The organism is Acuticoccus sediminis, assembly GCF_003258595.1.
Classification (GTDB): domain Bacteria; phylum Pseudomonadota; class Alphaproteobacteria; order Rhizobiales; family Amorphaceae; genus Acuticoccus; species Acuticoccus sediminis.
In genome coordinates this window covers 128,267-144,456 of sequence record NZ_QHHQ01000011.1, presented here as the reverse complement: position 1 = coordinate 144,456, position 16,190 = coordinate 128,267, and the positions used below count along the sequence as shown (strand labels likewise).

At 67.1% G+C, this 16,190-nt stretch carries 16 protein-coding genes; 4 read left to right on the top strand and 12 right to left on the bottom strand.

The features are described from left to right. Positions 1-10 precede the first annotated feature (10 nt). From DLJ53_RS31690 to DLJ53_RS31660, 7 genes are all read right to left on the bottom strand, one after another. Positions 11-733, bottom strand: coding sequence for an ABC transporter ATP-binding protein (locus tag DLJ53_RS31690; RefSeq protein ID WP_111352337.1), 723 nt, complete (start codon positions 731-733; stop codon positions 11-13). Beyond that, positions 730-1,488 (bottom strand): ABC transporter ATP-binding protein, encoded by a 759-nt coding sequence (locus DLJ53_RS31685; protein ID WP_111352336.1) that lies wholly within the window; start codon positions 1,486-1,488, stop codon positions 730-732. The genes DLJ53_RS31690 and DLJ53_RS31685 overlap by 4 nt, the downstream gene beginning before the upstream one ends. Before the next feature lie 3 nt (positions 1,489-1,491). Further along, complete coding sequence (locus DLJ53_RS31680) at positions 1,492-2,376, bottom strand: branched-chain amino acid ABC transporter permease (RefSeq protein WP_111352335.1); 885 nt, start codon at positions 2,374-2,376, stop codon at positions 1,492-1,494. Next, positions 2,373-3,242: a branched-chain amino acid ABC transporter permease gene (locus tag DLJ53_RS31675; RefSeq protein WP_111352334.1), complete on the bottom strand. Its 870-nt coding sequence runs from the start codon at positions 3,240-3,242 to the stop codon at positions 2,373-2,375. The genes DLJ53_RS31680 and DLJ53_RS31675 overlap by 4 nt, the downstream gene beginning before the upstream one ends. Positions 3,243-3,344: 102 nt before the next feature. Further along, on the bottom strand, positions 3,345-4,574 hold the full coding sequence (locus tag DLJ53_RS31670) for an ABC transporter substrate-binding protein (RefSeq protein WP_162409754.1): 1,230 nt from the start codon (positions 4,572-4,574) through the stop codon (positions 3,345-3,347). A 544-nt stretch (positions 4,575-5,118) separates the two neighbouring features. After that, the gene (locus DLJ53_RS31665; RefSeq protein ID WP_202913468.1) at positions 5,119-6,804 is read right to left on the bottom strand and encodes a thiamine pyrophosphate-binding protein; all 1,686 of its coding nucleotides are present in this window, start codon (positions 6,802-6,804) and stop codon (positions 5,119-5,121) included. Between the two features lie 279 nt (positions 6,805-7,083). Continuing rightward, positions 7,084-7,749, bottom strand: a complete 666-nt coding sequence (locus DLJ53_RS31660) for a GntR family transcriptional regulator (protein WP_202913462.1) — start codon at positions 7,747-7,749, stop codon at positions 7,084-7,086. A 246-nt stretch (positions 7,750-7,995) separates the two neighbouring features. Here DLJ53_RS31660 and DLJ53_RS31655 point away from each other — a divergent pair, with 246 nt between their 5' ends. Beyond that, positions 7,996-8,742 carry an SDR family NAD(P)-dependent oxidoreductase gene (locus DLJ53_RS31655; RefSeq protein ID WP_211100711.1) on the top strand — a complete coding sequence of 249 codons (747 nt, stop codon included), beginning with the start codon at positions 7,996-7,998 and terminating at the stop codon, positions 8,740-8,742. A gap of 55 nt (positions 8,743-8,797) precedes the next feature. Here DLJ53_RS31655 and DLJ53_RS31650 read toward each other — a convergent pair whose 3' ends face one another. From DLJ53_RS31650 to DLJ53_RS31630, 5 genes are all read right to left on the bottom strand, one after another. Further along, positions 8,798-9,661: an HpcH/HpaI aldolase/citrate lyase family protein gene (locus DLJ53_RS31650; protein ID WP_111352329.1), complete on the bottom strand. Its 864-nt coding sequence runs from the start codon at positions 9,659-9,661 to the stop codon at positions 8,798-8,800. Next, a complete protein-coding gene (locus DLJ53_RS31645; protein WP_111352328.1) occupies positions 9,661-10,116 on the bottom strand; it encodes a MaoC family dehydratase in 456 nt (151 codons plus the stop codon). The genes DLJ53_RS31650 and DLJ53_RS31645 overlap by 1 nt, the downstream gene beginning before the upstream one ends. 11 nt (positions 10,117-10,127) lie before the next feature. Then, entirely contained in the window at positions 10,128-11,378 is a 1,251-nt protein-coding gene (locus DLJ53_RS31640; RefSeq protein ID WP_111352327.1) for a CaiB/BaiF CoA transferase family protein, read from the bottom strand. A 261-nt stretch (positions 11,379-11,639) separates the two neighbouring features. Then, on the bottom strand, positions 11,640-12,098 hold the full coding sequence (locus tag DLJ53_RS31635) for a MaoC family dehydratase (protein ID WP_111352326.1): 459 nt from the start codon (positions 12,096-12,098) through the stop codon (positions 11,640-11,642). 41 nt (positions 12,099-12,139) lie between these two features. Then, on the bottom strand, positions 12,140-12,943 hold the full coding sequence (locus tag DLJ53_RS31630) for an IclR family transcriptional regulator (RefSeq protein ID WP_111352325.1): 804 nt from the start codon (positions 12,941-12,943) through the stop codon (positions 12,140-12,142). A gap of 285 nt (positions 12,944-13,228) precedes the next feature. On the opposite strand from DLJ53_RS31630, the gene DLJ53_RS31625 reads away from it, so the two are divergent. From DLJ53_RS31625 to DLJ53_RS31615, 3 genes are read left to right on the top strand one after another with little or no spacing between them, the layout of a single operon-like run. Next, a complete protein-coding gene (locus DLJ53_RS31625) occupies positions 13,229-13,801 on the top strand; it encodes a TRAP transporter small permease (protein ID WP_111352324.1) in 573 nt (190 codons plus the stop codon). Between the two features lie 2 nt (positions 13,802-13,803). Next, positions 13,804-15,090: a TRAP transporter large permease gene (locus DLJ53_RS31620; protein WP_111352323.1), complete on the top strand. Its 1,287-nt coding sequence runs from the start codon at positions 13,804-13,806 to the stop codon at positions 15,088-15,090. Between the two features lie 41 nt (positions 15,091-15,131). After that, positions 15,132-16,157 carry a TRAP transporter substrate-binding protein gene (locus tag DLJ53_RS31615; RefSeq protein WP_162409752.1) on the top strand — a complete coding sequence of 342 codons (1,026 nt, stop codon included), beginning with the start codon at positions 15,132-15,134 and terminating at the stop codon, positions 16,155-16,157. Positions 16,158-16,190 lie beyond the last annotated feature (33 nt).

Here is a 16,190-nt window from a genome sequence, read left to right as displayed (position 1 = left end):
CCGGGCCGGCTCAAGCCGGCGAAGGCTTCTGGCTGCCGCCGACGCCGAGATAGACGTCATGCAGGCGCGGGTCGTCGAGCAGCTCTGGCCCTGTGCCTTCCAGCGCGTTGCGGCCGACCTGCAAGGCGTAGGCGTAGTCGGAGATCGGCAGTGCCGCCTTGACGTTCTGCTCGACCAGGAGCACCGCGACGCCGTCACGAGCGATCGCAGCGATCCTGTCGAACACGCTCTGCACGATCTGCGGAGCGAGCGCCGCGGACGGCTCGTCGAGCAGCAGCAGTTTGGGTCGCAGCATCAGCGCGCGAGCCATCGCCAGCATCTGGCGCTCACCGCCGGACAGGACCGACGCCATCTTGCGCAACTGCGGACGCAGCAGCGGGAAATAGCCGAGCACCCGCTCCCGCGCCTCCGCCCGATCGCCGCCGCCACCGATTGCGAAATGCTCAGCGACGGTGAGGCTTGGGAAGACGTTCGCGACCTGCGGCACGTAGCCGACTCCAGCCGCGATGATCTGCTCCGTCGCAAGCGCCGAAATCTCAAGGCCATCCAGCGTGACGGTGCCGCCGCGCCGGTTGATGAGGCCGGTGATCGCCTTCAACACCGTCGACTTGCCCGCGCCGTTCGGCCCGATGAGGGTGACGATCCGGCCGGCCGCGACGTCGAGCGAGACGCCGTTCAGAATGTTGGCATCGCCATAGCCGGCGACGAGTGTGCGGACTTCGAGAAGGCTCACGTCGGCAAGGTTCCCAGATAGGCGTCGAGCACGCGGCGGTCCTGTCGGACCTCCTCCGGCCGGCCGCTGACGAGAACGGCCCCGTCGACCAGAACGAAGATCGTGTCGCTGACCCCCATGATCGCCTCGATGTCGTGCTCGATGACGAGAAGGCAGACCCCCTCCTCCCGCAGCGCGGCCAGGTGTTCCAGCAACTGGTCACGCAGCGCCGGCGCGACACCGGCGAACGGCTCATCAACCAGAAGGACCCGGGGCTCGACCAACAGCGCCCGCCCCAGTTCCAGGAGCTTCTTCTGCCCGCCCGACAGCGTGCGCGCGGACTGATGCGCGACGGGATTGAGCCTGAGGCGCTCCAGCATCGCCTCGGCACGCTCGGTGACACGCCTTTCCTCGGCCGACCGGGAAGCGGGCCGCAGGAGCGCGGCCGTGATGCTCTCGTGGCTCGCACCCGAGGCGGCGACGCGCAGATTGTCTAGGACCGAGAGATCGGTGAATTCCCGCGGAACCTGGAAGGTGCGCACGAGACCGGCAATCGCGATCTGGTCGGCGCGCAGCCGGTCGATCGGCCTGCCTTCGAGCGTGATGCGGCCCCGGTCGGCTTTGACGAAGCCGCTCATGACGCTGAACAGCGTGCTCTTGCCGGCGCCGTTCGGCCCGATGATGCCGGTGATCCGCCCGGCGTCCGCTTCGAGCGAAACGCCTCGCAGTACGTGCAGGCCGGCGAAATGCTTATGGATGTCCTGGACCTTGAGCATGTGTCACCGCCGGCTGGCCGGCGGCAGAATGCCGGACGGCCGGTAGATCATGCACAGCACCAACGCGGCGCCGATGATCATGAAGCGCAATGCCCCGAGTTGCGACCCGTCGAGCGCCAGGCCGAGGTCGCCGAGGAAGCGCGTGCCTTCGAGGAAGATGATCAGAATCAGCGTGCCGAGCAGAACACCCGGATTGCTTCCGCTCCCGCCGATGATCACCGCGATCCAGACGTTGAAGGTGACTTCCGGCGTGAACTGTTCCGGCGAGATGAATGTCAGATAATGGGCGTAGAAGGCGCCCGCGAGGCCGGCGATGGCCGCGCCGAGCGTCAGGGACCTCGTCTTGAAGCTGACGACGTTCTTGCCAAGCGCGGTCGCCGCCATCTCGTCGTCGCGGATGCTGCGCAGTGCGCGGCCGAACGGCGAACGGGTCAGCGTCTGCAGGACCAGGAAGACGGCCACGGTCACGGCCAGCAGCACCGCGAAGGTGGCGAGCGAGCGGTCGAGCCCGGACAAGCCGGAAAACAGGGTTGGAATGCCCGGCAGCCCGGAAGGCCCGCCGGACAACCACGCCTCGTTCTCGAGCACGCTGCGCACGACCTCACTGAAACCGATGGCGGTGACGGCGAGATAGTCGGACTTCAAGGTCAGCGTCAGGCGGCCCAGCGGCCAGGCGGCAAGCCCTGCCACGATCATCGCAACCAGAATCGTGACCGGCAGCGGCCATCCGGCGAGTGCGAGAAGTCCAGACGTGTAGGCGCCGATCGCAAAGAACGCGACGTGCCCGAAATTGATCAGTCCGGTCTGCCCCCATTGCAGATTGAGGCCGAGCGCCAGCAGCGCGTAGATCAGGCCGATGCTGCCGATGGCAATGAGATAGGCGGTCACCGTGCCACCTCTCGCTTGCCGAGGAGGCCCTGCGGCCGGATCATCAGCACCAGAACGAGCACGCCGAAGGTCGCCGCGAGACGGTAGGTGGGAAGCCAGTACATCGCCGCAAGCTCGCCGACCACGCCGATCACCAGCGCACCCAGGAGCGTTCCCCCGACACTGCCGATGCCACCGAGGATCATGGCGGCGAAGGCGGGCACCAGGAGATGCCAGCCGAGATAGGGGGTGATCACGGTTTTTGCCGCAAGCGCGATCCCGCCCACCGCGGCGAACGCTGATCCGATCAGCCACATCTGCTTGACGACCCGGTCGACCGCGACGCCCGAAACGCGGGCGAGCTCGGGGTTGTCGGCCACCGCACGCAGGGAACGCCCGAACGCACCGAAGCGCAGCACGAGCGCCAGACCGGCGAACACCACGAGCGTCGTTGCGATGATTGCGATGTCGAACGGCGCCATCCTGATCCCGGCAACGCGAATCGACCGCAGCACCGGCAGATCGAACGCCAGCTGGTTGCTCCCCCAGATGAAGGTGACGAGGTAGCGCAGGAAGAACGCGACCCCGATCGACGCGATGATCAGGCTGATCGACCGCTCGCCGGCGAGGCGGCGGTAGACCAGGAGATAGGCAAGGAGCCCCAGCGCCATCACCGCGCCGATCCCGACGAGGGCTGCGACCGGGAAGGCGACGGCCGTCGAGCCAGCGACGAGCAGCGTCACATAGGCCGCGACCGTCGCGAAATCGACGTGGGCGACGTTGATGAACCGGGAGATGCGGAAGACCAGTGACAGCCCGACGGCAACCAGCGCGATGATCGCGCCGGTCGAAATCCCGTCCCATACCGTCTGAATGAATAGCTGCACGAGCGATGATTCACGCTGAAGCGGAGCGGATTGCGCTGCGGCGGAGCACGGTTTGACGGGCCGGCCGCGTCTGGCCGGCCCCGCTCACGCAGGCGAGCGAACCTAGCTCTCGATGGGGCCCTTGAGATTGAGCGTGCCGCCCTCCGCCTTCCAGTAGGCGAAATAGGGCTTGGCCTCGCCGGTTTCGTCGAAGTCCATATTGCCGCCGACGCCTTCGTAGTCGATCTCGGTCCCGGCCCGGACGGCTTCCAGCGCCTCGGCCACGGTGTAGACCTTCTCGCCCGGGGGGCTGGAGACCGCACGGATCTGGCGGCGGAACTCCTCCGCCTTCGAGCTGCCCGCCGCTTCCATGGCGAGCGCGCACGTGATCATCATGTCGTAACCGATCGCAGCGAACGGATTGGCCAGGATCGGCTGGTCCATCGCGCTCTCGTAGCGCTCCTTGAAGCTCTCGAAAGCGGGCGAGTCGAAGTTCGGCACGGCACCGATCGAGACGATGCCCTCGGCGGCGTCCGCCCCGACGGCTTCGATCAGAGCGGGCGAGACCGCCCAGATCGGCCCGACCCAGTCGACGGGCTCGCCCATCGCGTACCACTCCTTCAGGAGGATGGTCGTGTCGGGCAGATAGGAGCCGAGCGCGATCACTTCGGGGCCGGACGCCAGCGCCCGGGTCAGCTCGGCGCGGTAGCTCGGCTGGTTCGGGTTGTAGACGACGACCTCGCAGGTTCCGCCGGCGTCCACGAAGACCTTTTTGAACTCTTCGCCGAGGGTAATGCCCGACGGATTGTTGAAGGCGAGGAAGGAGGCGTTCTTGTAGCCTTGGGCGATGGCGTATTCACCCATCATCTTGCCGTAGGCGATGTTGGATCCGCCGCACGGCCAGATCCATTCGTCCTTGTCCATCGTGCGCAGGTCGGTCGTGCCCGACACGTTCATGTTCACGACCTTGCCCTCGATGGCGATCGGCGCGATCGCCATCGTCACGCCACTCGACCAGGTGCCGAGCAGGGTCTCGGTCTCGTTGATCTCGATGAGCTTCTTGGCCGCCCGGACGGCGGAATCGGGATCGGACTGCGTGTCCTCGTTGAACAGACGGATCTTCCGCCCGCCGAGAAGTCCGCCCGCGGCGTTGATGTCGTCGGCGGCGAACTGAATCCCCCTCTGAATGCCGGGACCGAAGACACTGCCGGCGCGCGTGATCGGGCAGAGGGTGCCGATCCGGATCTCTTCGGCCTCCTGGGCCACGGTAAGGCGGATCCCGGCGGCACTCGACATGGCGAATGCGCCGGCGGCGGCACCGGATTCGAGCAAGCGGCGTCGTGTAAGCTTCACGGCAAATCCCCTTTTATTCTGGCGCGCGGAAGTGAGCGACCCGCCGACCTTCCTTGCTGAATCATCACTTTAGACAAACCTACTGTCAAGTGAATACACTTTCGTGCGCACATTACGTTTCTGCGGCCCTCGATTGAACCAGGGCGGGTGTTCTTGTGTGGAGATCATCGGATGACGCTGGGTCTTCGAAGGAAGCGCAAAACCGGTCGACCGATGCGCTTTGCCATCGGGGGCGCAGGATCAGCGCCGCTCCCGGGCACAAGCGGAATGCGGTTACATGCGCCTCCGGACGCCGACCCCGCGAACAGCCCGGGCGCGGAGCCGGCCGCCCCTCGTAGCCGTCGTTGCGTTGCATCGGTCCAATGACGCGGGCGGGAAGACATGTTTGTCAGGACGGAGACATGGACCCCGTCCCCCTGGATGCAGAAGCCCTACCGGTCAGCAAGCGCCAAAAGGTGCCGGCCCTCCCCTGCGTCCGCCGCGCATGGCCGAGCGGCGGACGAACCACTCGTGCGTGATGCCAGTGAGTTCCTGGCGTTTCGCCTCAACCCATCCACGCGCTGACGGGCACCGCGGTGTCCTGCAGCGGCTGGGAGATGACGTCGACGAGCACCGGCCCATCCACCGCCAGCGCCTTTTTGAAGGTGGCGGCGAGGTCCTTGGGGTCGGCCACCTGGAAGGCGGTCACGCCATAGGCCTCGGCCACCGCGGCATGCCGGGTGCGCGAGAAGTCCACCGAGAAGTAGCGCTCGCCGTAACCCACCTTCTGGCTCGCCTTGATCCACCCGAACACCGAGTTGGAAATGACGATCATGAGGAGCGGGATCTGCTTGCGCACGATCGTCTCGAGTTCGCCCACGGTGAACCCGAAGCTGCCGTCGCCCATCACCGCCACGGTGCGCGACCCGGGCCGCCCATACCACGCGCCCATCGCCGCCGACATCGCATAGCCGAGCGCGCCGTGCGCACGGTTGGTCAGGAAGTACCGTCCGGCCTCCGGAAAATCGTAATAGCCGGACAGATAAGGGCAGGGCGTGCCGGGATCGGCAACGATGGTGGCATCGCGCGGCAGCACTTTCTGCAGCTCGTTGAGGAGCCGCTCGGGACGGATCGGCATGCTGTCGTCGTTGCACAGGAGCTCGAAGGCGGCGCGGCGCTTGGCCTTCGCTCGGGCGGTCACGGCCTTGCCGTCGAGCCCGTCGCGGCGCAGGGGCGCGCCCGCCGCCTCGATGGCGTCGGCGAGATTGGCGAGCGCCAGCTTGGCATCGCCGATCAAGGCCACCTCGGTGGGATAGTTCGCCGCGACCACCATGGGATCGGCATCGATGTGCACGATGCGCGTGCCCTTGGACGGATAGGTCCAGTGCTCGGTTGTAGTGGAGCCCGCGCGCGCGCCGACGAACACCACGAGGTCGGCCATCTCGACCACCTCGCGGGTGGCGATGACGCCGCCGTTGGTGCCAACGACGCCGACGCACAGCTCGTGCTCGCTGGAGAGCGCACCCTGCCCCGTCACCGTCGTGCACACCGGCGCGTTCAGCATGAGGGCGAGGCGCGACAGCTCCTCCATGGCGCCGGAATTGACGACACCGCCCCCGACGATGAACACCGGCGCGTTGGCCGACAGGATGCACTCGGCCGCCTTCTCCACCGCGGTCGGATCGGGAGCGCTGCGCCAGGCGGGAAACGAGCCGTGTTCGGCCTGCGCCCACACCAGATCTTCGGACACCGCCTGTTTCTGAATGTCGTAGGGCAGCCCGATATGGGCCGCGCCGGGCCGACCGGTCGTCATCGCGCGGAAGGCGGTGCGGAAGGTGGAAGGCACCTGGTCCGGCCGGTCGATGACGCCGTTCCACTTGGTGAGGGGGCGGAAAAGCCCCTTCTGATCGAGCTCGGTGAGAGGATACTTGCCGCGCGAGGTCACCGGCACGTCGCTGGTGATGGCGAGGACGGGGATGGAGGACTCGTTGGCCTCCACCACGCCGGGGAGAATATACGTCGCGCCGCCGCCGCTGGGGCCTTCGCACACCCCCACCTTGCCGGTCACGCGAGCGTAGGCGTCGGCCATGTAGGCGGCACTGCGTTCGTCACGGGTGAGGATGTGTTCCATCCCGTGATCGAGGCGGCAGAGCGCGTCGTAGAACGGGAGGCTCGTATCGCCGCACAGGCCGAAGACGTGCTTCACATCATGAAGCTGGAGCATGCGAACGGCGGCTTCAGCGCCTGACATCTCATTCATGGTGACCGCCGATCTTTGCTGCGCCGGACCGCAGGTTCAGCCAGGATTATCTATCGTATACAGCATAGAATACCGGTGCGGGCAATCACATCCCCGCTCGCCCCACGGCCGTCAAGACGACATATAGCTGACCGGATCGGCCTGATTTTTCAGGCCCTCGCGGTAACGTCAGGCCGGTTTATCAGGATCGCGAACGCGCGGAGCGAAGCCGGGCCCGGGTTCGAGCCGTCGTGCCCGACGCCAGCGGCTCCCCGGGCCGCCGGAACAATTCTAGCGGGTGTTGTTCAGGTAGATCTGCGCGATGCCCTCGCGGATGGCCGCGGTGATCTGGTCCTGGCGGCGGTCGATATGCCGCTCCAGCGCGGCGATGCAGGCGACCTCATCGCGATCGCGCAGATGCATCAGGATGTCCCGGTGCTCGCGCTGCGTGGTGGGCCGGCGACCATGATCCATATCCGTCCAGCGCACGAATTGGATGCGTGCATTCACATTGCACAGGACGTCCAGCATCCGTTCGTTGCCTGACAGCCGCATCAACTGCTCGTGGAAATATTCGTCGAGCCGCACCAGTTCGTCGGTCGTGCGGTCCCCCGGATCCGGTCCGGTCTCGTCGAGGAACTGCAAAAGCGCATCGATATCGGCGTCGGAGGCATTGTCGATCGACAGCTTGACCGCTCCGACCTCGATAGCCTTTCGCAGCTGGTAGAGGTCGAAGACCTCTTTCGGATCGAGCTCGCGGCAGAAAAATCCCTTGCCGGGTACGAAGCGCAGGAATCCTTCCGTGGTCAGGCGGTTGAGCGCCTCCCGCACCGGCGTGCGGCTGATACCGAACTGCTTGGCAAGTTCTCCCTCGTTCAACCGTTCACCAGGCCTGATCTTGTAGCCGACCGCCATTCGCCGAAGTTCGTCATAGGCACGACTGACGAACGTCGACACTGTCTCATCCATCGAGAATCCCCGCATTCAACGCTGCATACATATAAGGCGAACGTCCCCGAAGCATAACGCCGCCGCGGACGCGACTGCGACGCGTCGCTTGCGATCCATATATCTGCACTGTACCGTCAATACTCTGAACTCATGGGCGCGGCGAGCCGCGATGCGGCGCAGGAGTCACGGAGTTCGGACAACAGAACAAGCCACCACAAAGGGGATGGAATGCGACTCGAAGGGAAACTCGCCGTGATTACGGCTGCGGCGTCCGGGATGGGGCGCGCCGGGGTGGAGCTTTTCTGCCGTGAAGGCGCGAGGGTCTGCGCCGTCGATCTCAACCAGGGGGCGCTCGACGACCTCGCGAGCGCGATGGACGCGAGGGGGACGCCCATCGAAACCCTGCAGGCGGACCTCTCCCACACCGATACCATCAAGGGCAGCATCGACACGGCCGCCGAGCTGCTCGGCGGGATCGACATCCTGTGGGCGCACGCGGGGATCCCCGGCCCCGGCGGCATCGAGGACCTCGACCTGACCGCCTACCAGCAGGCGATGACGCTCAACATCGACACCGCCGTGCTCGGCGCCGGGCAGGTCATCAAGCATATGCGAAAGCGCGGCGGCGGATCGCTGATCTTCACCGCCTCGGTGTCCGGCATGGTCGGGTCGCGCTTCTCGCCGGTCTATTCCGCCGGCAAGTTCGCCGTGGTCGGCCTCGCCAAGTCGCTCGCCCAGACGTTCGCGCCCGACAACGTGCGCGTCAACGCGCTCTGCCCCGGTCTCACCGACACGCCCATGGCGCCCGGCTTCACCAGCCGCAGCGGCGACCCGGAGGAGGCACGGGCGAACACCGCAGCGTTCCTGACGGCCGTACCGCTCGGTCGCCTCGGGCGGCCGGAGGAGATGGCGCACGCCGCGCTGTGGCTGGCGTCCGACGATGCGTCCTTCGTGACCGGCATCGAGCTACCGGTCGACGGCGGCTTCACCTGCCGCTGACCGGATCGCCCCGGCCGGGCGCGTGAATGCCCGGCCGTGCCGGCACAGGGGGCGCTCAGGCCCCCGCCGGCACCGAGGCGAGGATCTTTCGCGCCGCGCGCTCGTGCGGCTTGTCGATCATCGCACCGTCGATCGAGACCACGCCCGCCTCCGGATTGTCCTCGAATGCCGAGACGACCGACCGCGCCCAGGCGACCTCGTCCTCGGTCGGCGTGAAGGCGGCGTTCACCGCATCCACGTGCGAGGGGTGGATCACCACCTTGGCGCCGAAGCCGTCCCGCCGCGCGGCCCGCGACTCGGCCGCCACGTAGTCGAGATCGCCGATGACGGTGCAGACCGTGTCGAATGCCGTCACGCCAGCGCTCGCCGCCGCGAACAGGCACATGTTGCGGGCCATCACGAAGGGGCCCGTGTAGGCGCCCTCTTCCTTGTTGGCGGTCGCGCCCAGCGAGGACATCAGGTCCTCCGCGCCCCACAGCAGGCCGAGGAGGCGCGGGTGGGCGGGGGTGTACGTGGTCAGGCCCTGCACCGATTCGGCCGTCTCGGTGGCAACCGGAAGGATCTTCGTGGCCCCCTCCTCCAGCCCGGAGGCGGCCTCGAACGCGGCGAGGTAGTGCCCGAGGAGGGTGACGTCGGCGCCACCGCGGCACTTGGGGAGCATGATCGCGTCGGGCCGCGCCGGCATCACCGCGGCGAGGTCGCCCAGCGTCATCCCGGTGTCGAAGGCGTTGACGCGCACCAGCAGCGACTTGCCGGCACGGTCCCCGCCCAGCATCTCGCGGACAGTCTCGCGCGCCCCCTCCTTCCGGCCGAGCGCGACCGAATCCTCGAGGTCGAGGACCAGCGCGTCCGCGCCGGTGGTGAGGGCCTTGGCGAACTTGCGGGGACTGTCGCCGGGAACGAAGAGGACCGAACGCATCACGCCTCCGGCCGCTTCAGCATGAGGCCCATCCGGCGGCAGGTGGCGACGACCGTGCCATGCTGGTTGAGGCAGGTGTGGTCGAACTCCACCAGTCCATTGCTCGGCCGCGATTTGCTCTCGCGCTTGCCGACGATCGCCGTGCGCGCCCGCAGCGTGTCCCCGGCGAAGACCGGATGCGGGAAGCGCACGTCGCTCATGCCGAGATTGCCGACCGTGGTGCCGAGCGTCGTATCCTGCACCGACATGCCGATCATGATGCCCAGCGTGTAGAGGCTGTTGAAGAGCGGCTTCCCCCATTCGGTCTTCGCCGAAAACTCGGCGTCGACGTGCAGCGGCTGCGGGTTCAGCGTCATCAGACTGTACGAGATGTTGTCGTGCTCGGTGACGGTGCGCGTCAGCGGATGGTCGAACACCATCCCGACCTCGAAGTCCTCGTAGTAGAGACCTGCCATTCTTGTTCTCCTTATTGGCGGTTGGCGTGACGCGCCGGCGCGACCGCCGCCCCGGACGGTTCCGGAGCGGCGGCTCGCACGATCTTGCGGGCGATGAGGCTGTCGATCTCGTCCTGCGAGCGGCCGAGCGACTGAAGAATCTCGACCGTCTGCTCGCCGAGGCGCGGGACGGGGCGCGGCTCGGCGACGGGCGTCGCCGACAGCTTGACGGGATTGGCCATCGAGGTGAGGCGGCCCTCGGTCGGGTGGTCGATCTTCCGGAAGAAGCCGACGGCCTGGAGATGCTCGTCCTCCAGCACGCTCCTGAAGTCGTGCATCCACATCACCGGGACGTCGATCTCGTTGAAGAGGTCGACCCATTCGGCGGAGGTGCGGGACAGGAAGATCTCGGTCAGCTCGGCGTAGATCGTATCGATGTTGGCGGTCCGGGCGGTGAAGGTGGCGTAGCGCGGATCGGTGTCCATCCGGTCGCCGTACCCGACGGCGTCGAGGAAGCGGCGCCAGTGCTTGTCGGTGTAGATCAGCGCGCAGACGTAGCCGTCGCTGGTTTTGTAGGGCCGGCGGTCGCGCGCCATCTGCCGGTGATAGCCCCCCTCGTCGAGCGGCTCCTCGAACGTCAGGCCGCCGAGGTGGTCGCTCATGATGACGTTCACCATCGTCTCGAACATCGGCACGTCGACGCGCTGCCCCTCCCCCGTGGTGTTACGGGCGACGAGGGCGGCGAGGATGCCGCTGAGAATGGTGAGGCCGACGATCCGGTCGGCCAGCGCCGCCGGAACGTACCGCGGCTCCTGCCCGCTCGCGGTGGCGTAGAGATAGGGCAGGCACGCGCCGCCCTGGATGAGGTCGTCGTAGGCGGGGTTCGCGGCGTAGGGGCCATCCTGCCCGTAGCCGTAGCAACCTGCGTAGATGATCCGCGGATTGACGCCCGCCACCTCCTCGTAGGAGAGGCCGAGGCGGGCCATGGCGGCGGGGCGGATGTTGTAGACGAGCACGTCGGCGTCGCGGCAGAGGTCGAGCAGCAGCCCCCGCCCCTCGGGGGTCTTCAGGTCGACCGCGATGGAACGCTTGGAGCGGTTCACGTTGAGAAAGATCGGACCCATCTGCGGCGAGCGCATCGGCCCGATGTCCCGCACGAGATCGCCCTGCATGGATTCGACCTTCACCACGTCCGCCCCGTAGTCGGCGAGGAACTGCGTGGCGTAGGGACCCATCAGGATTGCGGTGAGGTCGACGATCCGAATGCCTGACAGGGGGCTCATGCGTCTTCTTTCTGCTCGATGCAAATATATAGATCATAGAAGCATGCTTGTGGACATTGCACAACGCGCCACTGAGCCGAAGTCTCGCGCCTTGGGGTCGGCAGGGCTTCCCACGCCTCGCGGGCCGGCGAACCGATCCAGTGTCCATGATGTTGGATGCGCGGCATTAGGGCGCGAACGAGACGGCCGCCCGTCGGCGCCGTGCTGCCGGGGCGGGGGCAGAACGGGTGGGGTTGTCGCCCCCGGTGGCGGGTGCGTCCGTCAGTCCGGCCGGGCGGCCATCAGGCGCTGGGGGGTATATTCGATGACCGTCTCGCCGCGCTGGTTGACGACGAGGTTCTTCGTGCGCACCAGCCCGCGCTCGGACTTCGACGTCTTGCGCGCCTCGAGGATCTCGAGTTCGACGTGGATGGTGTCCCCCACGACGACGGGCCGCTTCACGTCCATCTGCATGTTGAGGAAGGCAAGGCCCGTCCCCTGCCCCGTCGCGTTCAGCGTCAATCCCTCAGCGATCGACAGGACCAGCAGGGCCGGAGCGGCGTGCCCCTCCATCGCGCTGTGCGTCTTGCGGTATTCCCGGTCAAGGAAGAGCGATTCCAGCATCCCGGCGTGCGTGACGAAGGCGATGACGTCCGACTCCGTGATCGTCCGGCCGTAGGTGCGATAGCGCGCGCCGACGGTCAGATCGTTCCAGTAGAACCCCGTTCCGAGCAGCTCCACTTTCGCCTCCTTGCCGCGTCCCGCATCGTCCGGCGCCGCGGTCAGCGCTTGGTCGTCACCCGCTGGTCGACCACCGGCGGGGTCGTCAGGTTCGTGATCGTCTTGGCCAGGTAGTCGGCGCCGAGGTGCAGGGCGACGGCGGCGTGGATCCGCACCGCGATCGACGGCATGATCGCCTCCACCCGCGTCAGCGGCCCCGCCACGGTGAACGAATAGATCCGGCCCGCCACGATCAGCGGGATCGACACGCCGCCGAGATCGACGCTGTAGTTCGACGCGCTCTCGAACCAGCCGCGATGGAGCGCGATGCGGATGCGGTCCTCCACCGCCTCGATGCTGAGCGGCGTGCCGGAGCCGTAGCGGTGGAATTCCGCCTTGCGCAGCACCGCCATGCGCTGGTTCGGCGGCCACTGGCTGAGGATCGCCATGCCCGACGCGGTCGCGTGGATCGGCAGACGCTGCCCGGCCTCGGCGACGTAGCGCACCCGTTCGGTCGACGGCACGACCTCAAGGAAGATCACCGTCCCGCCCGCCGCCGCGCCGATGCACACCGTCTCGTTGGTCTCGTCGCGCACATAGTGGGCGAGGCGGACGAGATCCTCCGGCACCGGCTCGGCCGCGCTCATGTCCTGCGCCAGCGTCAGCCAACGCGGCGTCGGGTAATATTTGCCGCGCCCGGACGGCTCGTACAGATACCCGCGCGCGTTGAGCGTCGACAAGAGGTTGTAGGTGGACGAGCGCGGCCAGCCGAAGTGCTGAGACACTTCCGCGAGACTGGCCGGCTTGCCGCGGTCCGCGAAAAACTCGAGCAGATCCAATACGTTCTCGACCTGTCGCACCAGCATGTGTGTCTCTGTGGCTCCCCGTCGGTCACGCCGCGCAGCGCGGCGCCTGCTCCCGGTGTCTAGCAATCTGAACAACCTGTGGGAACACGAACGCCGTCGTCGCGTTGCAATCCTGGCCGACCGGATCGCCCGCCGCCCTGCGCAACAGGCGCTCCCGAAGGCGGTGTCGCCGCGATTCTTGACACGTCCCGCACGCCCTCATATTCAGTAATATAGAAAAAAAGTCCATAATAGTGGAAACGTCCATCGCAGCGCACATGCGCTCGGCGATGAGGAGATGTCGATTTGGCAGACGGATCGAACCGAAACGCGGTGCGGGCCGGGCGCGGACCGCTCGCCGCCGTCGAGACCGCCCTCGTCGCGATCTCATGTGCGGCGATGGCGCTGATGATGTTCGTCGTCGTCGCCGACGTCACCGTTCGATACGCCTTCAATGCGCCCTTCTCGTGGTCGTACGACTTCGTCGGCATGTACCTGATGGTGGGCATCTTCTTCCTGGGCCTCTCCGAGGCGCTTCGCGAGCACGACCACATCGCCGTCGACCTGTTCCGCGATCTCCTGCCGCTGCGGATCAAGAACGCCGCTCTCAGCGCGGCGTATGTGGCCGCCTGCGTCGCCATGGGCCTCATCGGCTGGGGCGGCTGGCAGCGCTTCGCCGCGGCGTGGGCCAACGGCGACAGGATCGCAGCCACCGTCGCCTGGCCGACCTGGGTGCCCTACGCGCTCGTCACGGTGGGCTCGTTCGCGATGCTGCTGCGCTGCCTGCAGCGCGTCATCGCCCACGCGCGCGCCGCCGCGACGGGGATCGAGGCGCCCGGCCTCCTGCCGCTGGCCGCGAACCATCAGGACGCGGCCTGACCATGCTCGTCGGCGCCGTCCTCATCGTCCTCGTCCTGCTGCTGCTCATCGGGCTGCCGGTCGCCTTCGCGCTGCTGATCTCGGGCGCGCTCGGCCTCTACTGCTATGGCGGCCTGTCCATCCTCATGGGCATCCTGAGCACGACGCCGCTCAGCACGGCCAACTCCTACGAGCTCATCACCATCCCGATGTTCATCCTGATGGCCGAGTTCGTGATTATCTCGGGTGTCTCGGAGGATCTCTTCCGGTCCGCGTCCATCTGGGTCGGACGCGTGCGCGGCGGCGTCGCCATGGCGACCGCGCTCGCGGGAGCCGGCTTCGGCGCAATCTCCGGGTCCAGCACCGCCGCGGCGGCCACCCTCGCCTCGACGTCGCTCCCCGAGATGATCAAGCAGGGATACGAGCCCAAACTCGCCGGCGGCGTGGTCGCCATCTCCGGCACGCTCGCCATGCTGATCCCGCCGTCCATCGCGCTGATCCTCTACGGCATTCTGGCCGACATCCCGGTCTCCACGCTGCTCATCGGCGGCGTCATTCCGGGCATCCTCGTCACGGCGACGATCATCGGCACGGTCGCCGTCCTCGTCACCCTGTGGCCGGAGTCGGCTCCGCCGGGTCGCGCCTACTCGATGCGCGAGAAGTTCGCTTCGCTGCGGCGGGTGGGGCCGATGGTGCTGCTCTTCCTCGCCGTCACCGGCACCATCTACACCGGCATCGCGACGCCGACCGAGGCGTCCGGGATCGGCGCCTTCGTCGCCATGCTGCTCGCCATCACGGAACGCCGCCTCACGCCCGCGGCGTTCTACGGCGCGCTGCGCCGCTCGGCGCTGACGACGTGCATGATCCTCTTCATCATCCTGGGCGCGCACGTCTTCGGCTACTTCTTCACCATCACGCGCGTCACCAACGACCTCGCCACCTGGGTCGGCGCGCTGCCGCTGCCGCCGATGGCGGTGATGGCGCTCATCCTCGCGATGTACGTCGTCCTCGGCTTCTTCATGGACCAGGTCGCGATCCTGATCCTCACCGTCCCGGTGATGCTGCCGATCGTCCTGCAGCTCGGCTTCGATCCCGTGTGGTTCGGCGTCATCATCGTCGTCACGGCCGAGATCGGGATGGTGACGCCCCCGCTCGGCATGAACGTCTTCGTGGTCGCGCGCTACACGCGGCGCCCGCTCGGCGAGCTGTTTCGAGGGGTCGCCCCGCACGTGCTCGCCCACCTCTTCGTCATCGCGCTTCTGACCGCCTTTCCCGCCATCGTGCTGTGGCTCCCGTCCACGATGCAATGAGCGGCCGACCAACAAGAACCATCCTGGGGAGGATGACCGACATGACGACCCGACTGTTCAAGACCGGCGCGATCGCCGGCGCCGCCCTCTGGCTCTCCGTCCTGCCGGGCCAGGCCGAGACGCTGCGCATGGGGGACAGCTTCCCCGTGGGCCACTACATCTCCGAAAATCTCGCGAAGTTCTTCATGGACGACGTGAAGGACCGCTCGGGCGGGGAGATCGACTTCGAGTATTTCCCGGCCCAGCAGATGGGCAAGGCCAAGGACATGCTGCAGCTCACGCAGAGCGGCGTGCTCGACATCGGCTACGTCGCCCCCTCCTACATCAGCGACAAGCTGCCGCTCTCTGCCGTCGCCGAGCTGCCGGAGGCCTTCTCCTCCGCCTGCGAGGGGACGAAGGCGTTCTGGAAGCTGGTCAAGCCGGGCGGACTGCTCGACGAGGTCGAGATCGCGCCCAACGGCATGCGCGTCCTCATGGTGCTGGTGCTGCCGCCCTACCAGATCTTCACCAAGGATCGCGACATCACCGGGCTCGACAGCTTCAAGGGGCTGAAGCTGCGCACCACCGGCGGCGCCAAGGAGATCGCAACCCAGCGCATCGAGGCGGTGCCGGTGCAGATCCCCGCCCCGGAGGTGCGCGACTCCCTCTCCCGCGGGACGCTTGACGCGCTGCTCTTCCCGGTCTCGTCGATCCTGCCCTACGATGTGCAGTCCTACCTGCATCAGGCGACCACGAACCAGAACTTCGGCTCCTTCGTGATCGCCTACATGATCAGCAAGCAGAAGTGGGACTCGCTCTCGCCCGAGACGCAGCAGGTCCTGACCGAGTCCGGCGAGGCCGCCACCGCGCACTCCTGCGCCGACACCGACGCGCTGGAGGACAAGGACCGCCAGACGATCACAGAGGCGGGCGTCGAGTTCGTGACGCTGCCGGACGCCGACAGCGAGAAGATCAAGACGCTGATGGCCGGTGTCGGCGACGAGTGGGCCGAGGAGCTGGAGGGCCGCGGCAAACCCGGTCGCGCGGTGCTCGACGGTTTCCGCGCCAACCTGAAGGCCGGCGACTGAGGAACCCGGCCGGCTGCGCCCGCGCCAGCCGGC